The following is a 26,996-nucleotide window of genomic DNA, read 5'->3' on the forward strand; positions in this document are numbered from 1 at the left end:
GCTATCCTTGGAGATCTGATTGCTGGCGTTCCATCCGGAGGGATGGATTGCGGCCCGCGAAGAACCCTTCCTTCATCGCATCGGTGGTCGGCAAGCTCCGCGAGACGGTATCGAACGACCAGTAGAGCCCGACGGCCGCCACGGCCAATCCGCAGGAAGCGATGACTGCGGCGCTGGGCAGCAGCGTGCCGAGGCTGCCGCCGAGCAGGCTTCCGATCGGGGAGGCGATTCCGCTTAACCCGGAAGCCGACGCGAAGACAACGCCCAATTGGCGCTGCGGCACTCCTTTTTGAATGACGGTGTTGATCAGGACATTGACGGCTCCGCCGGGAAACCAAGCCAATCCGTAGAGGAGAACGGTAAGCCATGCCCAGGGGCTGAATACGCTCAGCGACCATAAGATTCCGCATGACAGATAGGCGATGGAATACAGGAAGCCTAGCCGAAGGCGCTCCAGCTTCAAATAAGGCGAGCATATGGCGCCGATCAGACTGCAGAGCGCTTGCACCGTGAGCAGGATGCCATAAATGCCGGGGCCTCCAATCTGGCTGCTAAAAGCCGGCAGGAGACTGAAGGTCGCTCCGCCGGCGGCATTAATGGCGATGACCCCGAGGAGAAGCCGGGAGAGGGGCGTGCCCACCAGAAGCCGGATGCCTTCTCGCATGTCGGATATATATTTTTCCACTGGATGAGAGGCTGAATTCGGCTCCGTCCGCAGATTTCTTTCATCGGTTGCGGAAGCCTCTTCGGATGGGGGAATCCGAATCTGCGCGAAGAGAAGGGCTCCAATGAAGAAGCCGACCGAATTCCAGAGATACAGCGAGATCGCCCCGAGCAGTACGATTAGCGCGCCTGACAATGCATTGCAGGCGACTTCCATGCCCTGATAGGCAATCGAGAACAAGGAGTTGCCCTGGGTGAGATGCTTCTTCTCTACCAATCTGGACAGTGCTGATAATTGCGCGGGATAGACCCACATATTGCATGCGGACAATATCGGCGTAATGGTGAGCGCCAGGCCAACGCTCAAAAATCCGCCATACGCCGCCAGCGGAACGATGAGCAGCAAAATGCCCTGCAGGAGCTGAGTGTATACGAGAATGCTCCGAATAGGGAGGCGGTCGATGATGGGCCCGGACAGAAGCTGAATCAGTCTGGGAATCAGGGATAAAAATCCCGCCAGCCCCGTATACAGCGTGGAGCCGCCCAAGTCATACACCAGCCACATCGCTGCCACGGCATAGAGGCTGTCTCCGATGTTCGTCAAGATGCGCCCCGCGAACATAAGCGTGAAATTCCGGTTTTGAAAAATGTCCAATACAATCCCTCCACGTTATGGCACTCGGACGCCAATCAAGACTTCTGCTCCGTTGACACCACTTTCACGCCAATCGCGAACTCTTGACTATTGTCTTCATGATTATCCGCCGTCTTCTGCACCCACTGCTCCAGCAAAGAACGAAATTCGGACACCAGCTCCTCCCGCTGAGCGGGCGATAGATACAAGCGGAGGCTGAGCAGGGTACGGGATACGTCATCCAGATCTTGCGCCAGCGCCGGGTCGTTGAATTGAGCGCCTTCCGAGCTGTACCATTTGGCCTTCGCCTTGTAATACTTTTCGATAATTCCGCCCGCCGACTGGGTATCCACCAGATCGATCAGCCCGCCTTCATACAGCTTCTGGATATGGTAGTGAATGCTGCCGGGCGTCTGCTTCAGTTCATCGGCCACCTGCTTCGCTGTCTTGGGTTTGTCCTGAAGGACGGCAATAATCTTGATTCGCTTGGCGTTGCCAAGCAGCTTGGATTGTTCGACCGAAATCGGAAGAGAGGACTGCGGTGTGAAGTCCATTGATGGGAACCTCCTTAATGAAATGGAATAGCCGAGCAACATATTTTGGATAATCTAATTATTTAGTTCATTCTAAAAAATTAGATCGATATGCAAATCATACTATCCTATGTGGCATGTTTTGTAAATACTGAAGTTTGCTCAGGAGGCAATCGATGCCTTTTAACGTATCAGTTCATTGCGTTATTGCATAGACTTGAAATAATTATGAACTCATGATATTTTGAGGTTTGATTATACAAATTAAGGGATTTATTCCTGCTGTTTTCTTGAAGAGAGGGATGCGATGCCAAGTTTTATATTCCAAGCTCACAGAAAACGTTAAAGTACAAGGTTTAATTTCCGCTTACATCTCAAAATTTTTCTGACCTCAGAATGAGCCAACGCCAAAATCAGATAGTAACATCTAAAAACTTCTAATTTCCTGTGTATTCACTCTCCAAGCCACTTCATGCTTCTGGGTTTAGAACATCTAAAAACACTCTTCATAGCCTAAGACCGTGATAATATTTCGTCTCATTAAACAAACGATTCAAAATTAAAAAGGAGGTAGTTAGAAGTGAAAAAATTTATGAAAATAACAATTGGTATGTTACTAACTGTGTTTATGGTTAGTAATATCTATATTGGTGTGGATGCGTATGCAACTACAGGCTATGGCCTACCAAGCAAACATGAATTTTTGAATATGGTAAAAAATGATGCTCATTATATTCACTACAAAGATAAATTAATTACTGCTGTACCGAAAGTAGTGAATTACCTACGCGATGAAAATAATGCACCGTACGGGTATATTGCTCAGTTCGAATTTGAGTATGGGTATAAAGTAAATGAAACAATCCAATTAGCTTCGTTATTGACATTTATTTATGATGAAAAGAAAAAGGAAATTGAAACTGTGATTATTGATTATAGTAAAGCGTATTCGGATGGGAAAATATATATAAGAGACAATATCGGAAATGTCCTCTATTCTTACGTACTTAATGAAAATGATACTCTAAAAAAATACCTTTCCACACTTACTGAAGAAGTTGAGGAATTAAAAAAAATGAAAGAAACAACTGGTTATGAATCTACCTTAGCAAATCGAATCTGTTGGACGTGTACAAAATATGAGAACCGCGGAGATGATTATGATAGTAAATGTTCTTTATTGATTGGAACAGCATGTTCATTTGGAGATAAAGTACCTATATATGGAAGAATTTTATGTGCTGGAGCCTTAATTGTAGGGTGTTATATTCCACCATATAAGGTTTGTGTTGATGGATACTGGGGAGACATATGCCCCGAAACTGAACTGTAAAATAACGATTAAGAATAAGTAGAAACAGATGTATTTTTATCTGTTTCTACTTATTCTGTATAATCCACTTATATGTATAATGGAAGTGGGGATTTGATAAAAATCTTCTCAAAAAGGGAGAGCAACATGAATATTCGAGAAATGGCGCAGTCCATTGTTATCCACGGCTTTTTAGGTTATTTGTGGGTTCTTTTCATCACTCATATCGTAAACGTTGCGAATTCAATGGACTATATGATAGCACGATCTCTTCTCATCCTGGCAGGTACACTTTTGTTTTGGTGGATCGTTAACCGGATTACTCCATTTCACAGTTATAAATTTACGCACCCTGCCAAAATCGCAGGTATTATCTCCTTTGTCTTGGTTGTCTTGCTGCAAGTGTTCGGACTCACTATTGTATAAACCGGCCGGAAAATCCTCAAAAAAAAGAGACGATCGCACTAGATCGTCTCTTTGGCCGTCTTTTTGATCATACTGCATCCCGGTTCAATTCGATGCCATCAATGGATGCCGTGCGGCGAGCTCCTGAATCTTGGCGATAATGCGCGCTTCATCGTCTCCCTGTAGCGGAATGTCTTCCGTCGCATAGGCGGCCAGCTCCGGATGATGGCCGATCATGACCGCATGTCCGGCCGTCCGGAACATCGGGATATCATTCGCATCGTTGCCGAAGGCGATGTAGCGGCCTTCCTTGACGCCGAGGCGCTGGAGCGCGTTCCATTTATGAATATTCGGCGGGCTGAGATCGATGACGTCCTCGTGGCGGTGACGATGCACGACGACCCCGAGGCGGGACAGCTTTTCCGCCAGACCTTCCATATCGCGAGCGGATAGAATCAGAATTTTTACTATCGTCTTCAGCTCTTCGAGGGCAATGCAGCGCGCCAGCCGGGACGGGTCGAGATTGTTCCGAATCGGATGGTCGTCCGGACCGGTATAAGCATAGTCCCAGTCGCTATCGATGAGATAGGCGGCTTCATGCTCGGCGATAAGCGCGAGCAGCGCCGAAGCCTGCTCCGCCGTGAAGGCTTCGGTGTGCACGACCCTGCCGTTCTTGGCGATCATGGAGCCGTTCCCCCCGATAAGCGAACCGCCATGAAGAGATTCAGGCAGCACAGGCAGCATATCCCGAATCGGGCGGGCGGAGGCGAAGATCACTTCATGGCCCGCTTGGCGCAAGCCCTCCAGACATTGCACAATCGGGTCCGTCAGCGGCTTCCCGCGGAAGCATATGGTACCATCCAAATCAAACACGAATTGCAACAAAATCCCCTCATTTCCACAGATGTAAATCTAATATGATGATAGATGTAACATAACGTTTTCTTGAATTTCCCGCTTTCATCCAGTAGCATAATCATTATCGCAGAAAAGAGAGCTTCTCTCAATTCGTCGGCGACACGATGTGACGCGATTCTATCAATTACAACATTTTCTTCCTATTACGATAACTCCACAAGATAAAACCCGCAGCGTTCCCATCCATCTAGCGTTGCTTCCATACATAGATACGGCCGTTCCCCTCTGCATCTATCAGCGGCAAAGGGGGAGAATTCTCCTAGTCTGTTTCTATTCGTACCTTAGTTTATATATAGGTGTTTGGAGAAGTATCCAGATTATACGGACAGACCGTAGAACGTTCGTTATTTGAATATAAGTAAATATTTGAAAATTTAAAGAAGGATTGGCTCTCTTTTTGTAGAATTATTGCGAAATGGGGCAAAATGGCGAAACCAAGAGAAACGTGTAGGGGTGTGCGATGAGTGTGCGAAGATACATAACCGTTTTCTTCTTATTCCTGGTGCTGTTCGGGTGGCTTATGGACCCTGCCATCGCCCGAGCGGAGCCGGAGCCGCAGAGCATCAAGCTGCACGAATGGGAAGTGATGTGGGAGACGAGTCCCAGGACGTGGGAGGACATCGCTTCCGCCCGGGAAGGCTGGGAGAAGGTCGATAGCAGGAAATCGATTCCGAAGCTGCCGGAGGGCGTGAACTCGGCATGGATTCGGATTCGGTTGCCGGAGTTGGATAAAGATCAACCAGCGCTTTATATTGGGAAATTGTACGCGAAGACACTAGATGTATGGGGAAGCGACGGCAGAAGGCTATTCCATGATTCAAGGGATTACTTTCACGATATTTATCATGTCTTTGTTCCACTGGAGCCAGAATACAGTACGGTATTTATTCATACAACTGCCGATAAGGGAAGAGTCGGGATTCAAGTTCCAGTCATTATTGGTGAGTACCAACCGCTTCAAGTGAAATATGTTAAGGAAGGGCTTACGGAGATAGTTATTGGCAGCAGCCTGATACTTATTGCTTTCATTATGTTTGTATGTGCAATTTTTCTGCGCGGAATCGAGCTGCCAAGCTGGCTATCCTTAACGCTTGTTATCTTTTCCCTAGGCATAGTGACGATAACATACTCAAAGTTCACCTATTCGTTTTTCAGAGAGTGGGGGCATTTGAGCGTTAGATTTTTTGATCTAGCAATGATGGTATTGTTTCCTAGCTTGACCTATTTCTTTATGAAATTTTTGGGAAGCGGTCCTTATAAAATCATTCTTAGATTTTTTATATTCCAAGTTTGTTATTCGGTTATCTGGTTCCTTTTATTTTTGTATTTTTTCGAAATCAAGAAGGATGATTCCCATCGGATTTATACGTTATTTTCAATACATATATTTAGTATTTATATGATTATCCTGTTTATCTTATTGTTGATTTTCTCAATTAGCCACGCCATTCGCAAGAACAAGGATGCAATCTTGTTTACACTTGGTTTCAGCTTGTTCTCTATTATGGCAGTGGGTGAAGTTAGTTGGTACACTTTTATATCGAGGGAATATGAACTACATTTATGGAAGTGGGGGGTTGTCTGTTTTGTTGTGTGTCTCATTCATATACTGGGACGAAGAATTGCAGAAAATCACCGACGTGTAATTTTCTATGCGAAGGAACTGGAATTATTTAATGGCAAATTACAGCAGTCAGAGAAGATGGAAATATTAAGCGAGTTGGCCGCATCCGTTGCGCATGAAGTACGGAATCCCCTTCAGGTAACCCGTGGATTTCTTCAGTTGCTCAGCGGCAAGACAGGAACGAAGGAACAGGAATATTTGAATCTTGCCTTGACCGAACTGGATCGGGCATCCGAGATTATTACCGATTTCTTGACGTTCGCGAAGCCGGAGTTGGACGAGATTCATATTCTCGATGTAGCTGATGAGCTGAAGCATATCGAGGGCATCTTGATGCCGATGGCGACAATGCATGGGGGTGCGATCGAATTGGATGCTGATCCGAATCTCCAGATTCAGGGAAACTCGTCCAAGTTCAAGCAAGCCTTTATTAATATGATTAAAAACAGCATTGAGGCGTTCACCGAGAAAGGACTGATTCGGGTCAAGGCTCACGAGCGGGAAGGGCGGGTTATTATCCGAATTGAGGATAATGGCATCGGCATGAACGAGGAGGAGTTGAAGCGGCTTGGCGAGCCATACTTTTCGAACAAGACGAAAGGGACCGGGCTCGGCCTAATGGTTACTTTCCGCATTATTGAAGTAATGCAGGGGAAAATGCATATCAAGAGCGAGAAGGGCGTTGGTACCGTCATTACCGTCTCTTTTCCTTCTGTTTCAAGATAAATATAAAAGAAGAGGGCTCTCCGGAGCGCCTCTTCTTTTTACTGTTATCAGTTACCAAATACTCTTTCTCGCTGTTGAAGTAGTTTTCATAACCTCCACCGGATTCGGAGGAATCACCAGTACATATTGGTTCGGAGACTCTTCTACCGTAGTCAATTGAATATGGTCAGGAATCGAAATGTCTAATAATTCCTTGATGGCGGACTTTGGATCAGCAAGCAGCTTCTCTTTGAACGTGGCGTCTTCCCATGCTCTTTGGATGATTTGGTTCATATGCATTTGATTAATAGACATAAAACGTATCCCTCCATATTTGTAGAATCAGAAGATTATAGGTAGATTACCATTGATAGATTCCGACCCACCAGTTCTATTTTGCTAGATTAGACAATATATATGAAAATCCGCCCGACTTCAGCTTATTTCTTTCTTCATATATGTACTCCGCATCTTGCCTTAGACTATCAACCATCGCCTGATGGAAGGCGAGCAGGTGCGGAGAGGCGACAGACAGCCGCTGGAGCCGGGCATGGTGTTCTGTCGCGATGGCAGCATAGCCCTGCAAGGCGTCGGACACCGTGATGGCCTGGCGCACCACGTCGGGCGTCAACGGAGCGCCGGAAGGCCGGTTCGTCATGGAACGGATCCAGGACAATAGAGAATTGTAGCTCCCTTCCCGCAAATCCTTCTCCCAGTCCTCTGCATCATCGGACATTTGCAGCGTGACGAGCACAGTCTCTACCGCGGCCGTGATGTCGGTCAGCAAATGATCCGTTCCGCCAAGATAAGCGGCACCGACGGCGGACAGCTTGACGGGCGACGCTTTGTGCGCGATTTTAAGCCGCTCGCTTAGGAAGAAGTCCTTCTCCTGCTCCATGCTGACGGCGTCGGCCCATTCGGCGCTGTAGCGGTTGAAGGCATGCCAGAACGGCGAGAAAGCAGGGAATAGTTCACGGTAAACCCTTTCATATTCGATGTAGCACAGATGTCCGAGCGCTAATGTCTTATGCCACCCTCTCTGCTCAGGGCTATCCATGACATCATCCAGCAAGCAATAGTGCAGCATCATGAAGACACCGGCCAGTCCCAATCGGCGGCAGTCACTTCTCTTGGCCCCGGTTGCCTCCTGAAGCCAGAATGGAAGCAAATAGCAGATATAGTTACTGGACTCAGTAAGCAGCGGGTTGGACTTTTCCAAATAATGAAGGCCCATCTCCTGCAACGGTGCCGGGAACGATGAGATAAGGCGCGCCGCCTCTGCAAATATCGCCTCCAAATCATCCTTGTAATCGTCGAACCATTCCATATTACCGTCCTCCTGGGTCGAAATCGGGTCTACTCCTGGATCCGCTGCGACAAAATTCCTGCATTGTTAGTACCCCTATTATAGAAGCCATCAATCATCGTAGCAACAACATAAGAAACAGAATGTCGAAAAACAAAAGCAGCACAAGGGATTCATGGCGGATAGAGCAGGAAATTAGCGATAACTGTCGAAATAGTGCCTGTGTAGGCTTGCGGCTCACAATCGCATTACAAATTGGAACGGACAGAGGTGCCTCATGAGAACAATTTTTAAATATTCAACCGTGTCGTTCATGCTTCTCATGGCGGCCTTTCTTCTGTGCCCTTCTCTTCTGCTGGCGGAAGCGGAGCAGGGAGAATTGCGGGTGACGCAATGGCAGGTGCTGTGGGAGACGTCGGCCCGGGAGTGGAAGGACATTGCCTCCACGGATGAGGGTTGGCTAGATGTCGATCTTCGTGAAGGAGTGCCCGGCAAGCCCGAAGGGGCCCAGTGGGCCTGGTTCCGCTTCAGGCTGCCGCCGCTGCAGTGGGACAAGCCCGGGCTATGGATTGAACAGGTATATGCCTGCGAAGTAGAGGCATTTGCGGAAGAAGGGCGAAGACTGTTTCGTTCTTCGCGGCTGTTCTCCTTCGATATGAATCCGGTGCTCATTGGGCTGGATCCCAGCGAAGAGGAGCAGGTGCTTTATCTTCATGTCCAGACCCCTTCCGGGCAGTTGGGCATTCATGACGCAATTAGAGTCGGAGACTATCAAAAGCTGCTTCCCGAGTATGTCAAGCAAGGACTCGTCAATGTCGTCATGGGAAGCGCCCTGATACTTATCGCGGTTGTCATGCTCATTTGCACGCTGTTTCTCCGGAACATATTTTTCTCAAGCTGGCTGTCGCTCTGCGTGCTCATTCTATGCGCAGGGGTAATGATCTTTACGTACTCATCGTTTACCTATACGTATTTTTTCCATACCGAAGTATGGTCGCTCGTTATTTATGATTTTGCGATGCTGGTCTTTTTCCCGTTGCTTACGTATTATTTCGAATTGATGTTCGGCCCGGGCCCGTATTGGATCATCCGCAGACTCCGGCAGATCCAGACCGCGTATTCCCTTCTGTCTCTGGCCGTTCTGTTCCTTAATATTTTGTCGGATAACCGCTTTTATGATTTGTACTATTTCCTGTCGATTCGCGTGCTCGGCTTCCTGATCCTGATTCAGTTCGTCGTGCTGATCTCGGCGTCCATCCGGTACGCCTTCCACAAAGATAAAGACGCCATTCTGTTATGCGTCGGATTTGTCGCCTTTGCGCTGATCACCGGATGCGAATTAATCTGGTTCCTGCTTCATCCCGGCTATTATTATATGGTGTACTGGAAGTGGGGGATTCTGCTGTTCGTCGTGGCCCTTATCATTATTTTGGGCCGCAAAGTCGCGCGCAATCACGAGCAGGTCGTTCAATATTCGAAGGAACTGGAGCTGTACAATCACCGGCTCCAGCGATCGGAGAAGATGGAGATCATTAGCGAGCTTGCCGCTTCCGTTGCCCATGAAGTGCGGAATCCGCTACAGGTAACGCGGGGCTTCCTCCAACTGCTGGAGAAGCAGTCCGGTCCAAAGGAGAAGGAATACTACCATTTGGCGCTGACCGAACTGGATCGGGCATCCGGCATTATTACCGATTTCCTCACCTTTGCGAAGACCGAGATAAATGAGCTCGCTCTGCTGAATGTAGGGGAGGAATTGGAGCATGTCCAAGGGGTCCTCCTGCCGTTGGCCAACATGCAGGGGGCGGAGATTACGCTCGACGTGCCGCCGGATCTCACGATCGAAGGGAACTCGTCCAAGTTCAAGCAGGCATTTATCAATCTGGTCAAAAACAGCATTGAGGCTATGCACAGCAACGGATGGATCCGGATTGCCGCTCATAAGCAGGACGGGAAGGTCATCATCCGGATTCGGGACAATGGGGTAGGAATGAACAGGAAGGAGCTTGCGCGGCTGGGCGAGCCTTATTACTCCAACAAGACGAAGGGTACCGGTCTGGGTCTGATGGTGACCTTCCGCATCATTGAAGTGATGCAGGGCAAGCTGGAGTTCCACAGCGAGAAAGGCGTCGGAACTGAGGTTACGGTCACTTTTCCGGCTGTGGAGAAGGAACAGGAGTAAGGCAGCAACTACGGGGAACTCAAGAAATGTGTGACAATCAACATTTTGAACTATTCGTGCCTGCCGAATGAACGATACCATAATGTCTTTCATTTGCGCGAAGATCATTCGCTTATTCCCCTTATTGATGATATTGAAATCCATGTCATGGAACTGCCCAAGCTGAATCAATACGAGGTTCCAGTGAAGGGCGGTTTAGTGAATTGGTTATTGTTTTTGAAAGGTGTAGATAAAACGAAATGGGAGGTGTTTACAATGAACGAACCAATGCTGAAAAAGGCGATGACAACCTTGGAATTTTTGAGTCAGGATGAACAGACGCGGATGGAATACGAAGCCCGTCAGAAATATTTGCTTGACGAAGCATCCCGAGTCGCAGGGGCTAAGGCGGAAGGAATGGCCGAAGGAATGCCCAAAGGCAAGGTGGAAGTGCCCCGAAAATTGCTTGCTCTCGGCGTGGACATCGCTCTTATCGCCCAAGCATCGGGGCTGTCCGAAGAAGAAATTAAAAAGCTGGGACCGCTGCATTAAATAGCACGTTCAGGCAATCAATGTACGTAAAGAAAAATCGAAGAGCCGAAGATCAAATGCGGCTTGATCATCGGCTCTTTGCTGTCTTCTACACGGTCGGTACCGCCCTCTATTTGATAAATACGCCCCCGAACGGGATGACTTCGCGCAGAATGCGCTTGAACAGTCCTTCATCGTTCATCTCGTGCACGAGCGATTGATTCTGCCTTCCGGCCTGGATGAGAACGGAGCCCCTTCCGGTCATTTTCCAATGATAATTCATATGTTGGCTGGCCAGATGATTGCCGTATACGCATAATTCCAGCTTCGCGTTCTCGGGGTAGGCGATAACGCTGCCTGCATCCACGTAGAGCGGTTGGTCCGGGTGGAGCTCGGCTTCGCAAGCGGTCCCTTGGGTCAGAATGCCGATCTGCCCTTCGCCGGAGAACTTCACCTTGACGACATCCTGCGTGATGAGCATGTTCTTCATGCTCAAGATGCGGGTCTGCATCGTAATGCCTTCCGTATAGAACAACAAATGCCGCACATCATAGAGCAGGTCGCTCTCCCCGGTCAACGGAACGGGCTTCATGCTGAATCCGGGGGGCAGCGCGGTCAGAAATTCGCAGGGCCCGGTGAAGCGGGCCTGGATTAGCTTCTTCTTGCGGTACATGCCCTTGGCGGTCATCAGCCGGTCGGAGCGCCCGTCGGGAGCGCCGCGATAGGCGATAATCTGCTGCGGATGGAGCACGTTCACCTGCTCTCCCTCTTGAACCCGGAAGGTGACCGCCTGTCCGTTCGCATGGTTCTCGTGTTCAAATAAGATGTCCATCCGGAACTCCTCCTATCTTGCGCGAACTCGCATCCAGACACGCAGGCCGCGCAGCAGCACGAAATACCCAATCAGAAGGCCGCCCGCCGTGAACAGCAGAGCCCTCATCTTGCGGTAGCTCGCCTGCCGTTCCTCTTCGAGCTGCTTCAACTCGGCAACCATGCGGGTGAGCTCCTGATTCTGCTCGATTAATTTTTGGTTTTCCTGCCGGTATATTTCCATATTTTGATGAGCTTGCTCTAATTGATCGACGGTCTGGCGGTAATTCTCTTTCAATTCATTGACTTCGGCGGGCAGTTCGGAAATATCCTTGATCGTGCTCCACCACCCGGCATGCGCCGCGGGCTGGCCGGAGAGAAGCAAGAAGCAGAACATGGATGCGATAAGTGCGCTCCGGCGGAGCGGCCGCGCTATGTATGGCTTGTTCATTCCCGATGCCCCCTTGTATGCAAACAATGGCTTCATACCAAGAAATACGAAAATAATGTCGAATCGTTTCCTATTTTGGCCAATCTGAAGGATAAAAGCAAGTATTTATTGCGGGTTGCCGCAGGAAGAACGTTGACTCTTGGTAGTGGACTCCGGTACACTGAGGAGATACAAATGATGATAAGAGGAACGGGATATATACGATGGATAGATTCACTACGCCCCCGTCGGCGGGAGGAGCGCGCAGCACCATGCCTCCGTTGGTCCACGGTGCCCCCGGCATGCATCCGGAAGCGCCAGCCAACGTGCGCAGAGCCGGGGGAGAATATCAGGAACAACCGGTTCAGGCTGTCCGGAGACAAGCCTCCCGGAACTCGGGCACGATCGGACTGTTCATTATTCAGGACGCCAGTCATAACAGGATCTATGAGGATGATTTGTTCTACGGCGCGATCGTTGGCGCCATTATCAGCCAGTGCGCGGAACGGGGCTACCAGACGCTGGTCACCATATTGGACGTGTCGGACGTAACCCCGCTGCTGCGCTTATATGAGCAGAAGCGCATCGATGCGGGACTCCTCATTAGCTGGTCCGATGTGCAGGGCATCGTCGATCAAGTCAGCCGGGCCGGGTTCGTGATCGGGGTAATCAATCAGAATAACGTCACGCAGTCCATGACCGTGCTGCCGGCCCCCTACTTAGACAACCGGAGGAGCGCCTATGAGGCGACCCGCTATTTGCTTGAGCTGGGCCATCGTGACGTGGCCATTATTACCGGCCCGACCGGACAGCCCTGCTCGTCCGAACGCTTGGCGGGATTTCTTGACGCGGCACTCGGTCAAGGTCTGGAAGTGCCGGATTCACGCATATGGTGCGGAGATTTCACCGAGCAGGCCGGGGCCGCCGCCGCTATTCACTGGCTGGAGGCGGACGATCTCCCCGCTGCGGTGTTCTGTTCCAATGATCTGATAGCGTACGGGCTTCTGAAGGTCCTGCGGCAGCATCAGGTAGCGGTTCCTGACCGCCTGTCCGTCGTTGGCTTCGACGATCTGATTATCTCGCGCTACACTTGTCCGCCGCTGACGACGATGTCCATCCCGCGGACCGAAATGGCCGCCTACGTGACGAACCGGCTCATCCATCAGTTGGAAAATCCGGAAGAAGCCTATCCGCTGCCGGTCTTCCGTGCGAAGCTCACGGTGCGGGAGTCGTGCCGGGCCGTTCGCGTTCCGGATTTCGCGTAGCCGTGCCCCTTTCAATGAACAGGCTGCTCCGTTCGCGTAGCGGCCTGCTTGCGATCGGGCGGAACAGCGGGGGAGAACTCTGCACAAAGTTTTTTGTCATTCTGTACACATTCCGTGTTTTTTTAGCTTATTTTCAGGTTAATGAGATACAATGGGGGTTCACATCACCTTGTTGACGGAGGGGAGAGGAACTGGCCATGGCAATCGATCATTCTCACGCCGCACCGAGGAAGGAACGGATTGACGAAATCACGATCTTGCGCGCCTTCGCGTTTTTCGCCATTGTGCTTCAGCACTGCATTGGAGAGTATATTTACCGGCCGGACATTCCGGCGGAACAAGCGATTTTCCTTGGAATGATTTATCATTTTACCCGATATGGGACATTAACGTTTGTTTTTTTATCGGCTGTTATTCTATTCTATAATTACGATTACACCGTACCTTACGGGAACTTTTTGAAGCGCCGGGCGGCAGCCATACTGGCGCCGTTCGCCATCTGGACCGTCATTTACGGGATATATACCCTGCGCGGGCAACTCCTGGAGCCGGAAGGATGGAGGCTGCTGGCTGCCCAATTCATTACCCCGACCTACGGCTATCAGCTCTGGTTCGTGCTGATGATCTTCCAGTTGTATCTTCTCTTCCCCTGGCTTGATCGGGGGGCACGCGCTATCGGGCAGAGGATTCGCTCCCATGCCGCCGGGCAGGGGCAGATCGTGCGGCGCGTTGTCCTGCTGTTGGGGGCGTTGGCCGCAGCCTATGCGGGCCTGATGTACTGGTCCTACAGCGTGGCTCCGGCCTGGGATGCGCCAGCCTGGCTGCAGCCGCTGCTTGGGCATCGGACAATGCTGCTGCCATTCTATTTCTTCTATATCGCGCTCGGCATTGTCTGCGCATGGCATGTACAGCGCTGGCGCAATCTGATGCGCCGAAGCGTGCCCTGGAGCCTTCTGCTGTTCATTATCTTCTACACCTATGCCGGATATCGGCTGCTGCAGGCCGGGGCAGCGCCCATTAATTTGAATGTTTCCACCTATCTCAAGCCGTCGGTGTTCCTGCTTATCCTCGCTCAAATGCCGCTGATGTATGCTCTAGCGCTATATGTTTGCCGGCGCAAGGGAAGAGCTTACCGCATTTTGCATAAAATCGGCACGTATTCCTTCGGCGGCTATCTGGTGCACGCGCTTGTCCTCGGACAGATTGCCCGTTTTACTTGCGAGATCCCGCTTGCAGGCATGCATGCCGCATTGACATTGATTACGTGGGCCGCCGTCGCCGCGCTGTCGATTGGAATTACGATGCTGTTGGATCGGCTGCCGTTCGGCATCTGGCTGACTGGACCGATGGGCCGCCGTCAGGCAGCTTCAGCCAAGCCGCTTAGCAGCAATCCGGCCGTGCTCCCTTATCGATAGCAGTACAGTACAGCAAAGACCGCAATTATGAATTGCGGTCTTTCCGTTCTGTCAAGAAATGCACATAATCCGCCCCTGTCTGCAGGAAGAAGGCATACGCGTCCAGCGGATGAGCATCGGAGGCGAAGGAGATGCAGATGCTATAGTTGCTTTTGGTCTTGACTTCATTATACGTAAAGGCGATCAGGCGAAGAAGCACGGCCGGATTCATCACGGATGGCTGAAGGGCGGCAAAGACGTCGGGGTAGTCATGCTGAAGCATCCGTGAACGTTCGTGGCTCAACGGCTGAAGGTAACTGTAAGGGGCGCTGTCCACGATACCAAATCCGTACAGACTCTCTTCGCGCTGCAGCGTGACGATATGTTCCTTGTTGAGCATGTATAGTCCTTTGAATTGGTACCATAGATGCTCGTTCCGTTCGTTGCACAGTACGACATCTTGAACGTTGTGGATTTTGACATTCACCTCATCACCTCGCAAAAAACATAAATAACTTCATATAGAACATAATAACATTTATAAATTTTAAAAACAATAAAAGCATGAATATGGGTATTTTGCTTCCCGGAAGTTTTTTATAAGCTTAACTTGTGAGGTGACGGGCATGTCGGACTTGAAAATATTTTTAGGCGCACGGATTCGCGAGCTTCGCAAACAGAGAGGCTATACTCAGGCAGAGCTGGGAGAGCAGTGCGGAATGAAGGCTTCGTATATCGGCGGCGCTGAACGCGGCAGCTTAAATATTTCGCTTGATTCACTGGAACGGATTATTCGTGCTCTGGATGTCAGCATCGAACAGTTTTTCTCGTTTGACATGGCAAGCGTAGATGCGGAGCGTCTGGGCATCGCCGGCACCCTTGAACTGCACGTGAAGCTGTTGAAGGGCCGGGAAGCAGAAGATGTGAAGCTGGTCCATCGGATTGCGAAGGACATGCTGGAGACGTTCGACCGGAGAATGAACGATAACTAGTGCAGCGACGAGGATTGAGAGCGGGGAAGCCCGCCATTGGCGAAGCTTCCCTTTTTTTATTGAACAAGCACTTAGCTTTTTTATAATGTTGCAGCCGGCATAAGAGATGTGCAAAATATAACCAGAAATGTTATTATCCAAAAGATCAAGATTTGATAAGGAAATTCCTTGGGTTATTACAACGAAGTCAGGGGGAATATTCATAAAAATTTTAAATTACATCGAGATGTTTACATATAGAAGCCCTAACCACTGTTATGCAATCCCCCAGAACTATACCGTAACGTCAGAACATTCCCCCTAAAACACCCCGCAGCCACGCTGTCTCCGCAGAATGATTTTTCTCTCTCTTATCTCTACTTATCCTTTCGAATGAGACTTATTTCTCATTACCTCGAACAGGTATATAATTCTATTTACCTATTACGTTTTCTTCTCTTTTTCCTCAAAAAGTGACATATATTGAGTTGCAATGTCGAATTTTGCTACGTATTATTAAGGAGTGGCGTTAATCAATCGACATATATTTGCCGATATTCTGAATAGAGCCTGAGAAGGAGCTATTCGGTACGATGGAGCACATAACCGCGAGAGGTGTACTTAAGACCTAATCTGCGAAGCATATCCCGAACGCCCGTCCGCGTCATGTGCACCTGGAAATGCTTCTCGAGCAAATCCTGGATGTCACGCATCGACCAGCCCGTCGATGAGCCGCGAGAAGGCATACGGCTGCTGATGATGCCGATCAGTTCTTCTTCCTGCTGAGGGGTCAGTATTCTTGGCTTCCCGGGAGTCGCAACATTGGATAGCAGTTGTTCGATGCCGCCGTCGTTGAAAATTTTTACATAGTTCGATACCGTCTGGCGGTGAAGGCCCAACTGCTTCGCGACATCCTTGGCAGTGTGTCCGGACATGACAAGACGGACGGCCTCCACCTTGATCCGCTGCTTCGGATCTTGGATGGTGGACGTCAAGCGGTTCAAGGAATAGACATTCCATCCATGACGGTTCGTAATCAACAGTTTTCGCATTATCGGCTCACGCTCGTATCTATACTTTTACTCGTAGTATGGGTATAGAAGCATGATGCTATACAGAGATAGCTACTGCCGCGGAGAGAGAAGCAACCGTACCGTTTACATACAACAAAACTTGATAAAGGCAAACTTGTCGAAAGGCAAGGACGCAAAGCCTCGGGCCTAACTCTCCTTCATGGAGCCATGGCGGCCGGGTTGCCATGTTGAATAAGGGATCATTCACGTTCTTTATGGTGATGAGGCTATTGCTGGAAGTAGCCTTTTTTCTATGTATAGAGGATGTTGAAGCCTATGAAGATTGCTGCTCTCCGCTGGGACCGCCATACCGATGATCGCATCGTTCAACGTCTTGTTCCGTTCCTGTCTGCCGAACAGCAGGAACGATACGCGAGACTGAGCCGGCGTGCGGATCGTCATCTCATGGTTATTGCCGAAGTTCTCGTCCGGTGCCAGATCTGCCGTCTGACCGGGAGGAGAAACGACGAGATTGCATTCATCCGGAACCGGTTCGGCAAGCCGTATATGTCCCCAAGCAGTTCCATATTTTTCAATATATCGCATTCGGGTTGCTGGATCATGACGGCAATCGATCGCTGCGAGGTCGGCATCGATATCGAGCGGATCAGGCCACTGGAGCCTGAGGAGGCCCGCATTCTGTGCACGCCCCGGGAATACCGGATCGCTTCCGGCCTGGACGCGGATGCGCGCGCCCGCTTTCTCCATTGGCTGTGGACGGCCAAGCAGAGCTATCTCAAAGCCCGCGGAACCGGACGATACGGCCCGCTGGATGAACTGGAGATACTGCCGGACGGAGTCCGCCCGTGGCGGCTTCCGTCGGTCTGGCATGCGCGGGGATATGTCTTTACCCGGATTGAGAGTCTGGATGCCGGGTATTGTGTGACGGCATGCGGTGTCGATTCCAAGATTGCGCCCATAGAGCATTGGACATTGGAACAATTATTGGATAGGTTCCAACCCTATTGTTCGTCAATGATAAGGAGCTGAATCAATTTGTCTGCCATTCCATTTACAACCGAACAGCTTACGGGCTATGACGCCCATACATTCGAGATTCCTTCCGCCATCGTGGATGGTCTGGAACAGCTGACACGCACCCGTTCGGTCACATTGGAGGCTGCAGTGGGCGTGGCATGGAGCGGTCTGGTTGCGCGATACCATAACGCAGAGGAAGTCGTTCTTCATGCGATGGCCAGCCAGAGCCGGGACGGCGTGCTGGTGGCGGTTCGTCCGGAGGAGACGCTGTGGAGCGCGGCGGAGGCGCTGTGCGGCCAGTTGCAGACCGGCGGGGAGGATCCGGGCGCAAGCGGCGACATCACGACATGCTGCTGGTGCCAGGATGCCGAGGTGCCCGGCAGGACGAGAGCCGATATTTCGGCCGGAGACCTGCATGCCCGGATTTTGGGCCGGGAAGCGGCATTTCTTGGCCCGTTTTTATTTACGATTTATTATCGACCGGAGCGCTTCAGCTTGGATGCCGCCACACGGATGGGCCAACAGTTGAACCAGATGCTGAGCGAGGCGGCGCAAGCCCCGGACAAGCCGATCGGAGAGTGGGATCTTCTGACGAAGGAGGAGATCCGGCGCTACATCGAGAGGCATAACCGGACACAGTATCCTTATCCGAAGCACCGGACGGTGCCGTCCCTGTTCGAGGAGCAGGCGGCCCGCATTCCTGACGAACCGGCCATCATCGAAGAAGGCCGCCAATTTACATACAAGGAATTGAACGAAGCCGCGAACCGGCTTGCTCATTATTTGCGTACGCAAGGGGTCGCGCGCGAGCAAGCGGTCGGCATACTCGCCGAACGGACGGCGGAGATGGTTATCGGGATTCTCGCGATCATCAAGGCCGGGGGCGCGTACGTCCCCATTGATCCGGATCATCCGCAGGATCGGATTCAATATTTGCTGGAAGACAGCGGGGCCCGGCTCGTGCTGACGAGCGCCGGGCTGTCCGGTCGCTTGCCGGCGGATGCGGTGCAGGTGCCGTTAGAGGGAACGGCTTGGGCCGATCAGCCGGAGCATAATCCGGAGCCGATCGGAGGCGCGGAGGACTTGATTTACATTATCTACACGTCGGGATCGACCGGCAGACCGAAGGGGGTCATGGTGACCCATCGCAACGTGGTCCGTCTCGTCAAAAATACGAATTACGTGGAGTTTCAGCCCGGAGATCGGATTTTGCAGACCGGGTCGCTCGTCTTTGATGCGTCCACCTTTGAAATCTGGGGCTCGCTCTTGAATGGAATCGGCCTCGTGCTGGTCGATAAGACGACGATATTGGACAGCCGTCAATTGGATGAAGCGCTGCGCCGCTTCGGCATCACGACGATGTTCCTGACGACGGCGTTGTTCCTGCAGCTCGTTGACCGCAATCCGGCCATCTTCAAGCCCGTTCGCCAGTTGTTCGTCGGCGGCGAGCTGATGTCGCCGAAGCATTTCTATCGGGCGGCGCAGGAATGCGCGCCGATTCGGCTGTCGAACATCTACGGTCCGACGGAAAATACGACCTTCTCGACTTGCTATGAGCTGAAGGAAGAGCGGGAGGGCCCAATTCCCATCGGGACGCCGATCGGGAACTCGACGATATATGTCGTCAATGCGCATGGCAAGCTGCAGCCGCCCGGGGCGACCGGGGAGCTGTGGGTCGGCGGAGACGGCGTGGCCCGCGGTTATTTGAACCGTGACGATCTGACAGAGAGCATGTTCATCGACAGCCCGTTCGTGCCGGGGGAACGAATCTACAAGACCGGGGATCTGGTTCGCTTATGCGAAGACGGGCAGTTGGAGTTCGTCGGCCGCAAGGACCATCAGGTCAAAATTCGCGGCTACCGCATGGAGCTCGGCGAGATTGAAGCCCGCATTCACGGTCATAGCCAGGTAAAAGAGACGCTCGTCACCGACTTCGAGGAAGCGCCGGGGCAGAAGGCGTTGTGCGCCTACGTCGTCGCGGAAGGCGGGCTGGACGCGGCCGGGCTGAGAGCGTATCTGGCCAAGCTGCTGCCGGAATATATGGTTCCCGGCTATTTCATGTTCCTGGAGCGGATGCCGCTCACGATCAACGGCAAAATCGACCGGGCCAAGCTGCCGCGGCCGGAGAGACAAGAGCGGGCGGCGGTCCATTACGCGGCCCCGACGAACGAGACGGAGCGCAAGCTGGCGGCCATCTGGGAGGAGCTGCTTGGCATCGAGCCGATCGGCATCGACGATCATTTCTTCGAGCTGGGCGGACACTCGCTCAAGGTCGCTCAATTGCAGGCGCGAATCTATGAGACGTTCCAGGTGAACATTTCCTTCAAGCTGCTGTTCGAGATGCCGTATATCCGCTCGCTCGCCTCGCTGATCGCCCAGCTGGAGCGGGGCGGCTTCGAAGCGATCGAGCCTGCGCCGGACAAGCCGCATTACCGGCTCGCCCCGGCTCAGCAGCGGATGTACGCCTTGCAGCAGCGGGCAGATATCGGCATGGCGTACCATGTGCCGCTCCTCTATCGCCTGCCGGGAGATTGCGAACCGGAGCGGCTGGAGCAGGCGCTCCGGAAGTTGGTGGAGCGCCATGAGGCGCTGCGGACATCCTTCCATTGGGAGGACGGCGAAGTCGTACAGCGGGTGCATCCGGCCGTCGACTTCGCTATGCAGCGGCTGGAGGCCGATGGCCGCACGGCAGAGGAGGCGGCCGCCTCGTTCCTGCGGCCGTTCCGGATGGAGGAGGCGCCGCTGCTGCGGGCGGCCTGGATCCGGTTGGCGGAAGGCGAGGCGGCGCTGCTGCTTGACGTTCATCATATCGTCTTCGATGGCACCTCGCTGAGCCTCCTGGCCGAGGAACTGGCCGCTCTGTATGCGGGCCGGGAGCTTCCGGCGCAGACGCTGCATTACAAAGATTACGCCGAATGGCAGGCGGAACGGGAAATCCGGGAGCAGGCAGCGGAAGAGGCGTATTGGCTGCGGATGCTGGAAGGCGAACTGCCGGTGCTGGAGCTCCCGACCGACTTCCCGCGGCCGCCGATGCAGACCTTCGCGGGAGATATCGTCCGCGCGGCGCTGCCGGCCGCCGATGCCGCCGCGCTGAAGAAGCTGGCTTCGGAACGGGGGACGACGCTCTACATGGCGCTGCTCGCCGTGTACAACCTGCTGCTGGCCGCTTATGCGGACAAGGAGGATATTATCGTCGGCTGCGCCGTCGCGGCGCGGACGCATCCCGATTTGGAGCGGATGATGGGCATGTTCGTCAACACGCTGCCGATTCGCAGCTATCCGGAAGGGGGCAAAGCCTTCGCGCACTATCTGGCCGAGCTGAAGGAGAGCTTGCTGGCGGCGTATGAATACCAGACCTATCCGCTGGACAAGCTGGTCGACCGGCTGTCCTACCCGCGGGATATGAGCCGCAACCCGCTGTTCGACACGGTCTTCGTCATGCAGAACATGGGCGATACGACGCTTGAGCTCGACGGCGCGGCCTGCGAGGCCATTCCTTATCATAACGGCACCTCGAAGTTCGACGTGACGCTGGAGGCCGTGGAGCGGGAAGACGCCGTCTTGCTGAACTTCGAGTACAATACGGCTCTCTTCCGCCGGGATACGATCGAGCGGCTGGCGGGGCACTTCCTGCAGCTCGTGCAGGAGGCGGTGCGGAAGCCGGAAGCCCTCATCGGCGAACTGGACATGATTACGGCGCGGGAACGGGAGCAGATCGTCGCCGAGTTCAACCGGACGAAAGCCGACTATCCGCGCGAGGCGACGATTCACGGCCTGTTCGAGGAGCAGGCGCGGCGCACGCCGAATCGCACGGCGGTCACCGATCCGCAGCGCTCGCTTACCTATGCCGAGCTGAATGCGGAGGCGAACCGGCTGGCTCATGAGCTGCGGCGCCGCGGCGTCCGCCGGGAGCAGGCGGTCGGCGTCTTGACCGAGCGGACGGCGGAAATGATCGTCGGCGTCCTGGCGATTATGAAGGCGGGCGGCGCGTATGTGCCGATCGATCCGGATTATCCGGCGGATCGCGTCGATTACTTGCTGGAGGACAGCGGAGCGAAGCTCGTGCTTGCGAGCGGCTCGCTGGCAGGGCAGCTCCCGCCGCACATCGCCCGTGTCGGGTTCGAAGCGGCTGCGGCCGCGCACGGTTCAAACGGCGAAGAAGAGCGGGCGATCGATCCGGACAGCGTGAATGAGGCGGAGGATCTCGCCTATCTGATGTACACGTCGGGATCGACCGGCAAACCGAAGGGGGTCATGGTGACCCACCGCAACGTCATCCGGCTCGTGCAGAATACGAATTTCGTCTCCTTCCGGGAGGATGACTGCATTCTCCAGACGGGCTCGCTGGTGTTCGACGCTTCGACGTTCGAGATTTGGGGAGCGCTGCTGAACGGACTGCGCCTGGTGCTCGTCGACAAGATGACGATTCTGGATGAGACCGCCCTGGCCGAAGCGATTGAACGCCACGGGGTCACGATGATGTGGCTGACCTCGCCGCTGTTCACCCAGCTCGCGGAGAAGAATCCGGAGCTGTTCCGTCCGGTGCGCACGCTGCTCGTCGGCGGCGACGTGCTGTCGCCGAAGCATATTTACCGGGTGCGCGAAGCGAGCGGGCCGATCACGATCATCAACGGGTACGGGCCGACAGAGAACACGACGTTCACGGCCTGCTACGAGATTGCTGGCGAGCGCCCTGGCTCGATCCCGATCGGCAAGCCGATTGCCAATTCGACGGCTTATGTCGTCAATGCGTTCGGCAAGCTGCAGCCGATCGGCGTTCCGGGCGAGCTGTGGGCCGGCGGCGACGGCGTCGCTCGCGGCTACTTGAACCGGAGCGGCTTGACCGCGGAGAAGTTCATCGACAGCCCGTTCCGGCCAGGGGAACGAATCTACAAGACCGGCGATCTGGTGCGCTGGCTGCCGGACGGCAATATTGAATTCCTCGGGCGCAAGGATCATCAGGTCAAAATTCGCGGCTTCCGCATGGAGCTGGGCGAGATCGAGGCGCAGATCCGCACTCATCCGCAGGTGAAGGACGTGCTCGTGTCCGTCCGCGAGGAAGCGCCGGGGCAGAAGGCGCTCTGCGCCCATATCGTGGCGGAAGGCGCGCTGACGGCGGCCGATGTCCGCGCCTATGTGCTGACCAGCCTGCCGGATTATATGGCGCCGTCCTATTTCGCCTTCCTGGAACGGATGCCGCTGACGACGAACGGCAAGATCGACCGTTCGAAGCTGCCGGAGCCGGAGAAGCTCGAAGGAGCGTCCGGGAGCATGGTTGCGCCGGAGAACGAGATCGAGCAGAAGCTGGCCGACGCGTGGCAGGAGGTTCTCGGGCTGACGGCGGTCGGCGTCGAAGACAATTTCTTCGATATCGGCGGCCATTCCTTGAAGGCGATCACGCTGGTCGCCCGGCTGAAGCAGGAATTCATCGTCGATGTCGCCGACATCTTCGCGTATCCGACGATTCGGCAACTCGCCCGCCACATTGAATACCGGCCGAACCATCTGCAGGAGAAGCTGGCGCGGATACGCGAACGGTACGCCGCGGCCCCGGACGGGGAAGCGCCGGCCGTGGCGGAAGCGCGCCGCCGCTACCGCAGCGGCATCGAAGGCCGGATTCCTCCGGCGGCGGAGCGCCGGACCGAGTACCGCCACGTGCTGCTGACGGGAGCGACCGGCTATCTGGGCGCTTATCTGCTGCACGAAATCATCTCGCGCACGGGCAGCGAAGTCAGCGTCATTGTAAGGGGACGGACGCCGGACGAGGCGCGCGGGCGCTTGGCGGACAAGCTGGCCTACTATTTTGGCCCGGATTGGTTCCCGGCGCATGCCGCGCGCATCCATCTCGTGAACGGCGAACTGTCGTCGGAACGGTTCGGCCTCGAGACCGAGGACTACGAGCGGCTCGCCAGCGAAGTCGACTGCATCGTTCACGCGGCGGCGAACGTGAAGCATTACGGCCATTATGACGACTTCGTGCGGAGCAATGTGACGGCGACGGAGCGGCTGATTGATTTGGCGCTGGAACGGACGCCGAAGGCGTTCCACCACGTATCGACAATGTCAGTCGGCATGGGCACTATCGAAGGCCGAGCCGAGGCGCTGTTCACGGAAGATGACGGGGATCTCGGCCAGCAGCATCATAACGTCTATGTGAAGACGAAGTTCGAAGCGGAGCTGCGCATTCAGGAAGCCCGCGCCCGCGGTCTGCAGGCGAGCATTTATCGGGTCGGCAATATCGTCTGCCATTCGGACACGGGCCATTTCCAGGAAAATATCGCGGACAACGCTTTTTACAATACGATCAAATCTTATCTTGGCCTGGGGGCGGTGCTGGCGTCGGAGCCGGATACCGATTTGTCCTTCGTCAATCAGGTGAGCGCGGCCATCGTCACGCTGTTCGACAAGCCGGCGCTGTACAACGGCACCTACCACGTGTACAACCCGCATCTGATCAGCTTGGCCGACCTGCTGGCCGCCCATCCTGGCATCACGGTGAAGCCGCTGGCTGCCGGTCCGTTCTTCGAGGAACTGTACGCCCGCTTCGAGCGGGAAGAGAACCGGGAGGCGGTCGAGAGCGTGCTGCTGCACAACGGCTGGATGGATGAAGCATCGAACGGGACCGTCTTCGTGCATACGGCGGAGCGGACGGCAGCGCTGCTCGCTCGCTTGGGCTTCGCATGGACGAAGCCGGCCGCGGCGGAATTCCGGCGCCTGCTTGCGCATGCCGAGGCGGTGGGCTTCCTGCCGCAAGCATCCAGCCATAAATAGCCGGTTCACCTGTCAGGCCTAGTTTGGTCAATACGGACAAATACGGCCTGATACGGATGTAAGGACTGACACGGATGTAAGGACTGGTACGGTGGATACGGACTGATACGCATTGACGCGCGCCGAAATGGATTGATACGGCCGCATCGGAGCGGCACGGTGCGTTACGCTGGACTGGTTCCCGCTGCGGCGGCAGGGGTAGACCACGTCTGGGAGGGGATAAGAGAGCACAACATCGAGAGGCAGATTGACAGCGGGAATGCCGGACGCATCCTGCCATGGCATGATTTCTTACGATCAACGACGACTACATTTGAGGAGGAAGTACAACTATGTTTAACGTAAAATACGACGCAGCAAAGAACCGCATTTATATCAAGCTTGAAGGCATGATGGGCATGGACGAGGCGAAGGAGTATGACAAAACGGCCCGCCAATATGTTGACAAGGCGAAGGAAGGATATACGTTCTGCATCGACATGGCGGACGCTCAGCCGGCTCCGGCCGACGTAAATGAATATTTGGCGGGCCTGCGCGAATATATGGCCAAGAAGAAAATTCTCGGCTCGGCCATGATCGTCAGTTCGGCGCTCACCAAGCTGCAGCTGTCCCGGTTGATCAAGGAGCTCGGCGGCGACAACGGCGTATTCCAGAGCTACGAAGAAGCCGACAAATATCTCGACAGCTTTAAATAAGAGTGCGGACTACTGATGCGAAAAAGACTTGCCCGCGATGCGGGGAGTCTTTTTCCGCATAGCGGCCTGTAACGAATACAGACTTGAATGACTTGTGTTCAACGAATACAACCCGAAGGTGAGAAGACAATGAACGCTCAAATCACATCCGTGACCAAACGGCTGAAATTCATGGGCAACTGGTGGCATAAGTCGCTGTTGGCGCGAATTCTCGTTCCCATGACGCTCTTGACTTTGCTTATCATTGCAGCTACAAGCATGATCAATGTCAATTTTTTGAAAGAAACGATAACGGACCTGATGATTAAAGATACGGAGCAAGACGTCTCCCATGTCATCAGCTTGATCGAACGCAGCGGCGACTCGAACCCGAATGAATGGCTTGACAGCATCGCTCTCCGGGAACACAGCTTCGCGCTCATTATCGACGGCAACGAGATCGCGGCGGTCGCAGGCGCCGCAGATAAGACGAAGCTGGCCGATTATCCGCAGTTGAAGCCGCTGCTGGAATCCCAGAAGGCAAGCATGTTCCTGGATAATCAACTGGAGTATGGCGTATCCGGCCAAGCCGGGAAGTACCGCGTCATCATCGTGTCCAGCCTGCTCGATTTCAGCGACGGGATCGGATACTATCAGTTGATGCTGCTTGCGGTCGCCATCGCCTCCATCCTGGTGATTTGCGGAACGATATGGCTGCTTGTAAATCGGTTCATGGTGAAGCCGATCCATGAAGTGGCCGAAACGCTGGACCGGATTGGAAGCGGAGATTTGACGCAGCGCCTCTCCATGGATGTGAACCGGCAGGATATATGGGGAATGGTCGCCCGCGGGGTAGACAACATGACCTCGAATCTGCGGAATCTGGTCGAACAGGTCGTCGCGACAAGCGACAAGGTTACCGTCACCTCGGGAGACTTCGTCCACAGCGCGCAGGAGACGAGCAAAGCTTCTGAGCAGGTGACCCTCTCCTTGCAGGATATCTCGCAGGGCGTGGACGAGGAGGCGCGCATGCTGCGCAATATCGGCGGCACGATGGAGGACATTACGATGGCCATCGGCGAAGTCGAGCAGGTCGTCAAGTCGATGACGAGCGATTTCGCGAGCGCCAGCGAGCTGGTCTCGAGCGGCAGCGTCATGGTCAAGGACACGGTGAGTCAAATGAACGAGTTGGCAGAAAACGTCGGCTCCAGCTCTGTCGTTATCACCGAATTGGAGCATCGTTCCGGCAAGGTCGGCGAGATTATCCAGATAATTACCGAGATTGCGGGACAGACGAATCTGCTTGCCCTGAACGCGGCGATTGAAGCGGCCCGGGCGGGCGAGCACGGTCTTGGCTTCGCGGTTGTCGCCAATGAGGTGCGCAAGCTGGCCGATCAATCGAATCAGGCTGCGCTGGAAATCCAGGAAATCATTTCGCTCGTTCAGGCCGATACGCTCCAGGCCGTCGAGTCGATGAGCAAGAGCACGAAGCTGGTCGAGTCGGGCATGGAGAGCGTGAACCAGACCGGGCAAGTGTTCGGAGCGATCGTCAAGACGATTCAGGAAGTGTCGAGCAATGTGGAAATGGTCGACGCGATCGTGCAGGAGGTCAACCTGAACGCGAAAGAAATTTTGGAGCGGGTTCAGGGCATTATCCAAATTTCCGAGGAATCGTCGGCCAACGTGCAGTCGATTGCTGCCGCGACCGAAGAGCAAAATGCGATTATGGAAGAATTGGCCCTCTCGTCCGAAGAGCTCAATCGCTTGTCGGGCAATCTGCGGGAAGCCTTGACGAAATTCACCGTATAATGCAAAAAGGATATGTGTATCATCGGCATCGG

General features: G+C 53.7%; 20 protein-coding genes, 1 pseudogene and 1 riboswitch. Of the genes and pseudogenes, 12 read left to right on the forward strand and 9 right to left on the reverse strand.

The window, feature by feature from the left end; genetic code table 11:
- Position 1: 1 nt before the first annotated feature.
- A complete protein-coding gene (locus ABD76_RS05000; RefSeq protein ID WP_197254738.1) occupies positions 2-1,318 on the reverse strand; it encodes an MFS transporter in 1,317 nt (438 codons plus the stop codon).
- Between the two features lie 35 nt (positions 1,319-1,353).
- The gene (locus tag ABD76_RS05005; RefSeq protein ID WP_197254740.1) at positions 1,354-1,851 is read right to left on the reverse strand and encodes a winged helix-turn-helix domain-containing protein; all 498 of its coding nucleotides are present in this window, start codon (positions 1,849-1,851) and stop codon (positions 1,354-1,356) included.
- 559 nt (positions 1,852-2,410) lie between these two features.
- On the opposite strand from ABD76_RS05005, the gene ABD76_RS05010 reads away from it, so the two are divergent.
- Both ABD76_RS05010 and ABD76_RS05015 read left to right on the forward strand, forming a co-directional pair.
- A complete protein-coding gene (locus tag ABD76_RS05010; RefSeq protein ID WP_197254742.1) occupies positions 2,411-3,163 on the forward strand; it encodes a hypothetical protein in 753 nt (250 codons plus the stop codon).
- 126 nt (positions 3,164-3,289) lie between these two features.
- Positions 3,290-3,568, forward strand: coding sequence for a hypothetical protein (locus tag ABD76_RS05015; protein ID WP_242069376.1), 279 nt, complete (start codon positions 3,290-3,292; stop codon positions 3,566-3,568).
- 84 nt (positions 3,569-3,652) lie between these two features.
- Here ABD76_RS05015 and ABD76_RS05020 read toward each other — a convergent pair whose 3' ends face one another.
- A complete protein-coding gene (locus tag ABD76_RS05020; protein ID WP_197254746.1) occupies positions 3,653-4,429 on the reverse strand; it encodes an HAD-IIB family hydrolase in 777 nt (258 codons plus the stop codon).
- Between the two features lie 496 nt (positions 4,430-4,925).
- On the opposite strand from ABD76_RS05020, the gene ABD76_RS05025 reads away from it, so the two are divergent.
- Positions 4,926-6,815, forward strand: coding sequence for a sensor histidine kinase (locus tag ABD76_RS05025; RefSeq protein WP_197254748.1), 1,890 nt, complete (start codon positions 4,926-4,928; stop codon positions 6,813-6,815).
- A 51-nt stretch (positions 6,816-6,866) separates the two neighbouring features.
- Here the strand turns inward: ABD76_RS05025 and ABD76_RS05030 are convergent, their stop codons facing one another.
- Positions 6,867-7,109 carry an NHLP leader peptide family RiPP precursor gene (locus tag ABD76_RS05030; protein WP_197254750.1) on the reverse strand — a complete coding sequence of 81 codons (243 nt, stop codon included), beginning with the start codon at positions 7,107-7,109 and terminating at the stop codon, positions 6,867-6,869.
- 76 nt (positions 7,110-7,185) lie between these two features.
- Positions 7,186-8,121 (reverse strand): methionine synthase I, encoded by a 936-nt coding sequence (locus ABD76_RS05035; protein ID WP_197254752.1) that lies wholly within the window; start codon positions 8,119-8,121, stop codon positions 7,186-7,188.
- 256 nt (positions 8,122-8,377) lie between these two features.
- Between ABD76_RS05035 and ABD76_RS05040 the strand changes: the two genes are divergently transcribed.
- Positions 8,378-10,279, forward strand: coding sequence for a sensor histidine kinase (locus tag ABD76_RS05040; RefSeq protein WP_206765525.1), 1,902 nt, complete (start codon positions 8,378-8,380; stop codon positions 10,277-10,279).
- Positions 10,280-10,810: pseudogene (locus ABD76_RS05045) on the forward strand (Rpn family recombination-promoting nuclease/putative transposase); the annotation flags it as partial.
- A 109-nt stretch (positions 10,811-10,919) separates the two neighbouring features.
- Here the strand turns inward: ABD76_RS05045 and ABD76_RS05050 are convergent.
- Positions 10,920-11,621 carry an AIM24 family protein gene (locus tag ABD76_RS05050; protein ID WP_197254755.1) on the reverse strand — a complete coding sequence of 234 codons (702 nt, stop codon included), beginning with the start codon at positions 11,619-11,621 and terminating at the stop codon, positions 10,920-10,922.
- Positions 11,622-11,633: 12 nt separating this feature from the next.
- Complete coding sequence (locus ABD76_RS05055; protein ID WP_197254756.1) at positions 11,634-12,050, reverse strand: hypothetical protein; 417 nt, start codon at positions 12,048-12,050, stop codon at positions 11,634-11,636.
- Positions 12,051-12,253: 203 nt separating this feature from the next.
- Here ABD76_RS05055 and ABD76_RS05060 point away from each other — a divergent pair, with 203 nt between their 5' ends.
- Together ABD76_RS05060 and ABD76_RS05065 are read left to right on the forward strand one after the other, a co-directional pair.
- Complete coding sequence (locus ABD76_RS05060) at positions 12,254-13,294, forward strand: LacI family DNA-binding transcriptional regulator (RefSeq protein ID WP_242069377.1); 1,041 nt, start codon at positions 12,254-12,256, stop codon at positions 13,292-13,294.
- A gap of 197 nt (positions 13,295-13,491) precedes the next feature.
- Positions 13,492-14,709: an acyltransferase gene (locus ABD76_RS05065; RefSeq protein WP_197254758.1), complete on the forward strand. Its 1,218-nt coding sequence runs from the start codon at positions 13,492-13,494 to the stop codon at positions 14,707-14,709.
- A 25-nt stretch (positions 14,710-14,734) separates the two neighbouring features.
- Here the strand turns inward: ABD76_RS05065 and ABD76_RS05070 are convergent, their stop codons facing one another.
- On the reverse strand, positions 14,735-15,175 hold the full coding sequence (locus tag ABD76_RS05070; RefSeq protein ID WP_197254760.1) for an arylsulfatase regulator: 441 nt from the start codon (positions 15,173-15,175) through the stop codon (positions 14,735-14,737).
- A 139-nt stretch (positions 15,176-15,314) separates the two neighbouring features.
- Here ABD76_RS05070 and ABD76_RS05075 point away from each other — a divergent pair, with 139 nt between their 5' ends.
- Positions 15,315-15,680: a helix-turn-helix domain-containing protein gene (locus ABD76_RS05075; RefSeq protein WP_197254762.1), complete on the forward strand. Its 366-nt coding sequence runs from the start codon at positions 15,315-15,317 to the stop codon at positions 15,678-15,680.
- A gap of 560 nt (positions 15,681-16,240) precedes the next feature.
- Here the strand turns inward: ABD76_RS05075 and ABD76_RS05080 are convergent.
- Positions 16,241-16,711, reverse strand: coding sequence for a helix-turn-helix domain-containing protein (locus tag ABD76_RS05080; protein WP_197254764.1), 471 nt, complete (start codon positions 16,709-16,711; stop codon positions 16,241-16,243).
- Positions 16,712-16,830: 119 nt separating this feature from the next.
- Positions 16,831-16,920: riboswitch (cyclic di-GMP riboswitch) on the forward strand.
- Between the two features lie 88 nt (positions 16,921-17,008).
- On the opposite strand from ABD76_RS05080, the gene ABD76_RS05085 reads away from it, so the two are divergent.
- The 4 genes from ABD76_RS05085 to ABD76_RS05100 all read left to right on the forward strand — a co-directional run bounded on the left by ABD76_RS05085 (position 17,009) and on the right by ABD76_RS05100 (position 26,964).
- Positions 17,009-17,722 (forward strand): 4'-phosphopantetheinyl transferase family protein, encoded by a 714-nt coding sequence (locus ABD76_RS05085; RefSeq protein WP_197254766.1) that lies wholly within the window; start codon positions 17,009-17,011, stop codon positions 17,720-17,722.
- A gap of 6 nt (positions 17,723-17,728) precedes the next feature.
- A complete protein-coding gene (locus ABD76_RS05090) occupies positions 17,729-24,481 on the forward strand; it encodes a non-ribosomal peptide synthetase (RefSeq protein WP_197254769.1) in 6,753 nt (2,250 codons plus the stop codon).
- Between the two features lie 332 nt (positions 24,482-24,813).
- On the forward strand, positions 24,814-25,176 hold the full coding sequence (locus ABD76_RS05095) for a protein kinase (RefSeq protein ID WP_197254772.1): 363 nt from the start codon (positions 24,814-24,816) through the stop codon (positions 25,174-25,176).
- Positions 25,177-25,305: 129 nt separating this feature from the next.
- Positions 25,306-26,964, forward strand: a complete 1,659-nt coding sequence (locus ABD76_RS05100; RefSeq protein WP_197254774.1) for a methyl-accepting chemotaxis protein — start codon at positions 25,306-25,308, stop codon at positions 26,962-26,964.
- Positions 26,965-26,996 lie beyond the last annotated feature (32 nt).

It is taken from the genome of Paenibacillus dendritiformis, from assembly GCF_015845845.1.
Taxonomy (GTDB): Bacteria; Bacillota; Bacilli; order Paenibacillales; family Paenibacillaceae; genus Paenibacillus_B; species Paenibacillus_B dendritiformis_C.